The sequence below is a fragment of the Candidatus Harpocratesius sp. genome (genome assembly GCF_054039255.1).
Genome location: NZ_JBPLBG010000058.1, coordinates 1 through 6,476 on the forward strand (window position 1 = coordinate 1; position 6,476 = coordinate 6,476).

At 34.6% G+C, this 6,476-nt stretch carries 7 protein-coding genes; 4 read left to right on the forward strand and 3 right to left on the reverse strand.

Features of this window, described 5'->3' with window-relative positions; genetic code table 11:
- Together ACXLDF_RS13380 and ACXLDF_RS13385 are read right to left on the reverse strand one after the other, a co-directional pair.
- On the reverse strand, positions 1–223 hold a 223-nt coding region (locus tag ACXLDF_RS13380; protein ID WP_457559042.1), incomplete at its 3' end, for a hypothetical protein.
- A 100-nt stretch (positions 224–323) separates the two neighbouring features.
- Positions 324–1,997 (reverse strand): hypothetical protein, encoded by a 1,674-nt coding sequence (locus ACXLDF_RS13385; RefSeq protein ID WP_457559043.1) that lies wholly within the window; start codon positions 1,995–1,997, stop codon positions 324–326.
- 704 nt (positions 1,998–2,701) lie between these two features.
- Between ACXLDF_RS13385 and ACXLDF_RS13390 the strand changes: the two genes are divergently transcribed.
- Together ACXLDF_RS13390 and ACXLDF_RS13395 are read left to right on the forward strand one after the other, a co-directional pair.
- Complete coding sequence (locus ACXLDF_RS13390; protein ID WP_457559044.1) at positions 2,702–3,967, forward strand: Rab family GTPase; 1,266 nt, start codon at positions 2,702–2,704, stop codon at positions 3,965–3,967.
- Between the two features lie 11 nt (positions 3,968–3,978).
- Complete coding sequence (locus ACXLDF_RS13395) at positions 3,979–4,674, forward strand: PIN domain-containing protein (protein WP_457559045.1); 696 nt, start codon at positions 3,979–3,981, stop codon at positions 4,672–4,674.
- 49 nt (positions 4,675–4,723) lie between these two features.
- Here the strand turns inward: ACXLDF_RS13395 and ACXLDF_RS13400 are convergent, their stop codons facing one another.
- A complete protein-coding gene (locus ACXLDF_RS13400) occupies positions 4,724–5,080 on the reverse strand; it encodes a translation initiation factor eIF-1A (protein WP_457559046.1) in 357 nt (118 codons plus the stop codon).
- 256 nt (positions 5,081–5,336) lie between these two features.
- Here ACXLDF_RS13400 and ACXLDF_RS13405 point away from each other — a divergent pair, with 256 nt between their 5' ends.
- Both ACXLDF_RS13405 and ACXLDF_RS13410 read left to right on the forward strand, forming a co-directional pair.
- A complete protein-coding gene (locus ACXLDF_RS13405; RefSeq protein ID WP_457559047.1) occupies positions 5,337–6,134 on the forward strand; it encodes a transcription elongation factor Spt5 in 798 nt (265 codons plus the stop codon).
- Between the two features lie 75 nt (positions 6,135–6,209).
- A partial coding sequence (locus ACXLDF_RS13410; protein WP_457559048.1) for a hypothetical protein occupies positions 6,210–6,476 on the forward strand: 267 nt, incomplete at its 3' end.

The window sequence follows — 6,476 nt, forward strand, 5'->3', positions numbered from 1 at the left end:
CGTTCCATGGACAGGGTACATCTAAATATTCATCACTAAGAATAACTGGAACTGGAAAACCAATGTGGATTAACTTTTGATAATGAAAATAACGCCAAAAAGGATGAACGGGCACGCCCCACTGATCCCGCTCAAGATTCTTAGGCAAAGGTTCACCGAATTGCATACGTCTTAACCTACTTGCACTTTTCATCATTTTTTTAAATTCATCATACCACGTCATATCAATACCCCTGCTTTCAACTTTTCCCGCTAAATATATCTTATATTTAAATTAAAAAAACTTATACAAAAAAAAACTCGCACTTTACCAATACCAATACTTAACCGGTTGGCTCCTTTCGGATAATCGTGTCGGCCGCCGTTAGCAGCTGAACTGCCCGCCAGAATACTCTTTTTTTGGGGTTAGGATGATTTTTTACTTGTTGCCAGGTTAATCCCTTCGCAATTAATTCATGAAGTTCATCTCGCTGTTTCCACCAAAGGTTGAAATCTTTATTTTCGAAATCGAATGAATATTCCATGCGAGATGGATTTGATTTTACGCTCTTAATCCCATATGAAGCATATAATCGGTCAATCATTTCTATATTCGAAAACCCACATGCCGCTGCAAAAATATCCAACACAAAACCATTGTTATTCTTCGTCTGAAATTTCCTCGAATACCAGTTGAAAACAGGCACCTGCACATCAGACTTCAGCAAAAACAACGCAATTCGCAGCGGATCACCCATTAATCCATCATAAAGACCGGGATACACTTGCTCAACTGCAGATTTTACCTCGGGTAAATTAATATACGCCATCGCTTTAAGCAAACGAACTGCCTCGGGACTGTTAGATGCAGGCGAAGTTTTGCCCACGTCCTTGGCGTTTCTCGAATACCAGACCATATCTGAAGGTATACCGATTGATATCGTGGGAAATTTCCATTCTTTTACCTGGTTTCCTGTCTGAACATCAGTTTCTGGACCGTAAAGCATTCCAGCCAACTTGCCCCAAGTTATTTTTTCACCGTAGTCAATAATCTCAAAGCAAATTGGCCAGCCGTTAATCAGCATGCTGAAATCTAATTGACCGGGCGATTTCTTCTTCAACGCACCTTTCAATCTTCCAGACCAGTGCATTAAACTTTGCATCTCATATGAACCCTGCAAATTCTTGATGATCGCACCCCAATTGCCCGTTCTCGCCTCCACAATCTTAAATAATCCGAAATATGGAATAACAAGACCTTCTAAAGAAGACATGCTTCTTATCAAACGAACTCCATCGGGATTTTTTGCATCACCCCACGGTATGCTTTCATAATAGGTAAATTCCTGCATTAATAATGGTTCGAGACTGAATTCGCTTAAACGATACATTATCGGAGCAAAACGACCAGAAAATGGATTCCTTTGATAACCGTAGACATCGTTGAACTGGTTCCACTTAAAAAAATAATCTGAAAAGAACCGGCTTATACCATCCAATTGTGCTATGCGAACCGCTGTAGATGACGGCGTGTGCCAGTCAAACTCTAGATCGTCGAGAGAATCGCTGCTACCGATAACATCGGTGATCTTTTCATTGAACAAAGACTTATCCTTGCCTAAAAAGCCAAACAACTCAGAAAAATACAAAATTACATGATCTAAACCCATCATCTCTCGAATTGAAAAGATATTCAAAGAATCTTTACGATCGAATGATAGAAAATAACCCCTTCCTAAAACATCGATTAAGTCGCCCTCAAATCCATTTTCTCCATTTTCATCCTTGGTTATCTCTTGATAGAACCTGTTTATTACATCGAACACCACATAAGCTTTATCTGCTGGCCCTATTGGTGAAATAAGGGGGCCTTGCAAAATTTGCATTTTTCCTTTCGATGAAGGATATATCGGTTTGCCCCATTTTATCAACCTATGGCAAATCGCTCCAAAATTCTGCCATTTTGCAATAAAATCACGGTTCCTTGCCTTTATATACCCACTGGAATACTGAAACATTTTAGGAATAAAATATGTCCTCCAAATAGGTGAATTCTTTTTAAAATTGGCATTTTCTATACCCTCAACTCGCTCTGATCCCTCCTCATGGAAGTAATTCGAAAAATGGGAGGGGTATATTAGTTTTGATGGGTGTTTTATACCTTTCTTGCATCTCACCATAATTTCTAAATTCGAAAATACACTTTTTTCATTTTACTAAAATAATAACTTTGTTCTGTCTAAAACCATCATTTCTATCTACCTAAGGTGATAAATATAAATATATTGATTATCGAAAACTTAAATCTACATACAAATCCACATTTTACTAATATTACTTTAAATTTTTATTGATACAAGCAAGAACTCTACCTATTTTATAAAAAATAAATTACTACTTCTTCGACTTTATGTAGGAATATATATGCTAATCAATTTAAACCTCTTTTCTCTTGAAAAACATTAATGCAAAACTCTAAAAAATTACTAAAATAAATTCCTTAAATTTATTCAATCTTACCCACTTTTCATAAGATCATCATGATCTTCATCACCATCATTTTATATATTTAAATTCAATCACCTAACAATATCTCACTCACCCCCCCTAAAAACAAAATTTTATTATATCATCGGCATTCTATATAATATTATTATAATTGGATTCCAAAATTTTTCGTTTGCAAATCCATAATTCGCCCAAATAGGACGGACATACCCTCATGAAGAAAAAGAAATATGTTTTCAAGATTCTAGTCGCAGGCCAAGGCGGTGTCGGTAAAACTACCCTATTAACTCGGGCTGTAACAGGTAAATTCTCTGAACAAACTAGCATGACTATCGGGGTTGAATTCCATCTACTTAATTCAACAATCGGCCCACCGGGTCATCCCGATTCTGTTGAAGTTGTAGGGCAGCTATGGGACTTTGGAGGACAGGAACGTTTTCGGTTTATGTTAGATTCATATGTTGCAGGAGCGCGCGGTGCACTTTTGTTATATGATTTAACCCGTCTTCGGACTTTGGATGGATTAGAAGAATGGGTAAATATCATCCGAAAACAAGATCCGAGTCTTCCGATTTTATTTGTTGGTACAAAGCTTGATCGTGTTGAAGATATTACAGTTAGTGATGACTATGCTAAAGAGTTTTTAGAACCTTTGAATATGTTCGATCATATTAAAATTTCATCAAAAGATGGAACAGGAGTAAAAAAAGCCTTTAATATGATATTTCGTCGAGTTTTAGAGATTAATGGAGTAAAATTACCCCCCGATGAAAGTAAAACCGATAAAACAGATACCGAACCAATAGAGTCAAAACCTTTCACACAGCCAACTACAGAGCCTAAACCATTTACTCCCCCAACGACAGAGCCTAAAACATTCGCTTCTCCAAAAACAGAGCCTAAACCATTCACACCACCAACTACAGAGCCCAAACCATTCACACCACCAACAACAGGGCCTAAACCATTCACACCACCAACTACAGAGCCAAAACCATTTACTCCCCCAACGACAGAGCCAAAACCATTTACACCACCAACTACAGAGCCCAAACCATTCACACCACCAACTACAGAGCCAAAACCATTCACACCACCAACAACAGAGCCAAAACCATTCACACCACCAACAACAGAGCCTAAACCATTCACACCACCAATAACAGAGCCTAAACCATTCACACCACCAACTACAGAGCCAAAACCATTTACACCACCAACTACAGAGCCAAAACCATTTACACCACCAACTACAGAGCCAAAACCATTCATACCACCAACAACAGAACCCAAACCATTCACACCACCAACAACAGAGCCTAAACCATTCACACTACCAATTACAGAGCCCAAACCATTCACACCACCAACAAATGAGACAACTTTCAATGAAAATGTCAACAGTAATCTTAGTGAAGAAGAAAAAGAGCGAAAGAAGAAAGAAAAAGAAAGACTTTCAGATTTTTACAATAACATTTAATCAATGAATTAATGGTTTTGATGGAAATAATTTATTATATTTTTTTAGATGCTAATTTTTTATTACTTCCTGCCCAATTTAGAATAGATATTTATGAGCAATTTAACCAAATGGTTCCTGGTCCATATAAATTGATTGTACCTTCAGCGGTATTTACTGAATTAGATGAAAAAATTGCAAAAGAATCGCGATCAACAGTCCTTCGACAAAATTATAAGCTTGCAAGACAAATATTAGAACAACACAAGTATGAGATATTTGAAGCAGAACGAGATTTTTTTAATTTGGAACAATCTAAAACTCATTCTAAACAATCTGAGAACTTTCAACATAAAACATCTGTAGATGATTTTCTTTTAGAGATTATTCATAATTTTGAATGTATACAAAAAGAAAAAATGACAAATAACGAAATAAAAATACAAAATCAGAAACAGGAAAATCAGAATCAAGAAAATCAGAAACAAGAAAATCAGAATCAGGAAATCCAAAATAACAATACAAAATTTGAAAGTGAAGAACTGAGGTTTGAAAAAATTAAAATCGAAAAAACAAAACAAAAAAATCAAAAAACACAGAAAAAGAAGTACAGAGTTTTTTTAGCAACTAATGATAAGGAACTTCGTAAAAAAGCTCTACAACAAGGAATTCCAACCATTTTTCTTCGGCAAAAAAAAAGGCTAGATGTTGAATTTCCTGAAATATAAAGAAAAAACGAATGAAAATTGAATATCTTTATTTAAATAAGTAAAAATACTAAATATTTTGCAGTTCTTCTAAAAATTCTGGTTTTACATAGCCATGATTTTGCAACCAATTTACTTGAGTTCGTGTATATCTCCAAATTATGTGAGCTTTAGGTTTTTTATCCTTTTTCACAGTCATATCAGCCCAAGGAGTAATAAGAACAACATCACCTAATCGGACCCACATTCGTTTCTTTATTTTACCCCTTATAACACCTAGATAATCAACTCCATCTTCTGAGCGGACACCCATGTGTTCCCCGCCAAATATTTCAGTGACAACAGCTAAATATTCTTCATCTGCTCGATTTGGAATTCGGGGGCGCTTAGTAACTTCTGCATTATTTCTTCTACGATTCTTCGGCATCTCATTTGTTTGAATTTATCATAATTAATAATTTTTAGGATTACTGCTTCCATAAACTTATTCGCACTAATTCGCACATAATTCTTAATTAAAGAGTAAAATCTATTTTTTTTTTTTTTTGAAAAATTTTATTTGGTATCAAAATATAATGTACCTACTAATTTTTCTAAATCGTTTATTAATAGAAAAAACGCGATTTTAGGAAAAGTGAGAGAGATAAAAGGATAGATGGTTTAGAAAACGAAAGGTTTGTAATATGTCATATCACACTCCAGGTATTACTTCAGATGGTGGATCGAAAACGACTATTTTTGCAGTTCGGACCACAATTGGACAAGAAAAATCTGTTTTACAAAATATATTTAATCGATTACGTGTATTAAATCCATTTCCCGATTTGAAATGCATGATGATTGCTGAGGAATTACGAGGATATGTATTTATAGAGGCAGTTCATCAGCGAGATGTGATGATTGCGATTTCTGGATTACGACATGTGAAAGGTAAAATTGTGGGTTCAATTTCTTTAGAATCTATTGCTCACGTAATTTCGCCCCGAAAGGTTACTGAAATTTTAGAAGAAGGGGATACCGTTGAAATAATTTCAGGGATTTTCACTGGTCAAAAAGCAGAAGTTGTAAGAATGCCTAAAGAAGGTGCTAAAGAAGAAGTAACTTTGCGATTGTTAGATTCTGATTCAGCAATATCCATAAAGATTCACGGAGATTTTCTGAAATTGGTTGAAAAAGGTGCGCGACATCAAGAAGTATATGATATTAAAGAAATGGAAGAATTGAGCAACACAACAATTCCATCTTCAAGTTTTTCAAAAGATGATGGTAAAGTAAAAATTGCAGATTCTGACACTTCAATTTCTTCACATCCTGAGGAAATATTTTCGTTTGATTCAGATGAGGAAGAATTTGAAGAAAATGAGGTTAAAGAAGGAGTAGAATTTACTTCAAAAGCAATATCTGAAAAATCAAAAAAAGATGAAAATGAAGAAGAAGAACAAGAAGAAGAAGAAGATGAATGGGCCAAATTTGGTTTTTAATTCACATTTTTTTATGAGATTATATTTTTAATAAAAAGTATAAATTTTTCTTGATTGTTTTTGAAAGGGATAGATATGCACGGATTCTTACATATTTTCTTAATTCAGCTAAAAACTGGAGAAATCTTAACAGAAATAGATAATTTAACCTTAGATAACTCCTATTTTAAATTAGATTTTATACAAATTTTAAAGGAAGAAGGAATTGATTTGCAAAATACTGAGACATTGGTAAATGCTTCTCAAATCCAATTTCAATTAGAAAAGACAAAATTTCCTTTAGTTTATCATTTTTTTTCTAGTAAACATTTTATTCTAATTTTAATTGCAACCCATCAAGAT

Excerpts from the sequence above, each read along its gene's own strand:
- ACXLDF_RS13400 (WP_457559046.1), bottom strand. The coding sequence starts at position 5,080 with ATGCCGAAGAATCGTAGAAGAAATAATGCAGAAGTTACTAAGCGCCCC.
- ACXLDF_RS13395 (WP_457559045.1), top strand. The coding sequence starts at position 3,979 with ATGGTTTTGATGGAAATAATTTATTATATTTTTTTAGATGCTAATTTT.
- ACXLDF_RS13390 (WP_457559044.1), top strand. The coding sequence starts at position 2,702 with ATGAAGAAAAAGAAATATGTTTTCAAGATTCTAGTCGCAGGCCAAGGC.
- ACXLDF_RS13405 (WP_457559047.1), top strand. The coding sequence starts at position 5,337 with ATGTCATATCACACTCCAGGTATTACTTCAGATGGTGGATCGAAAACG.
- ACXLDF_RS13385 (WP_457559043.1), bottom strand. The coding sequence starts at position 1,997 with ATGTTTCAGTATTCCAGTGGGTATATAAAGGCAAGGAACCGTGATTTT.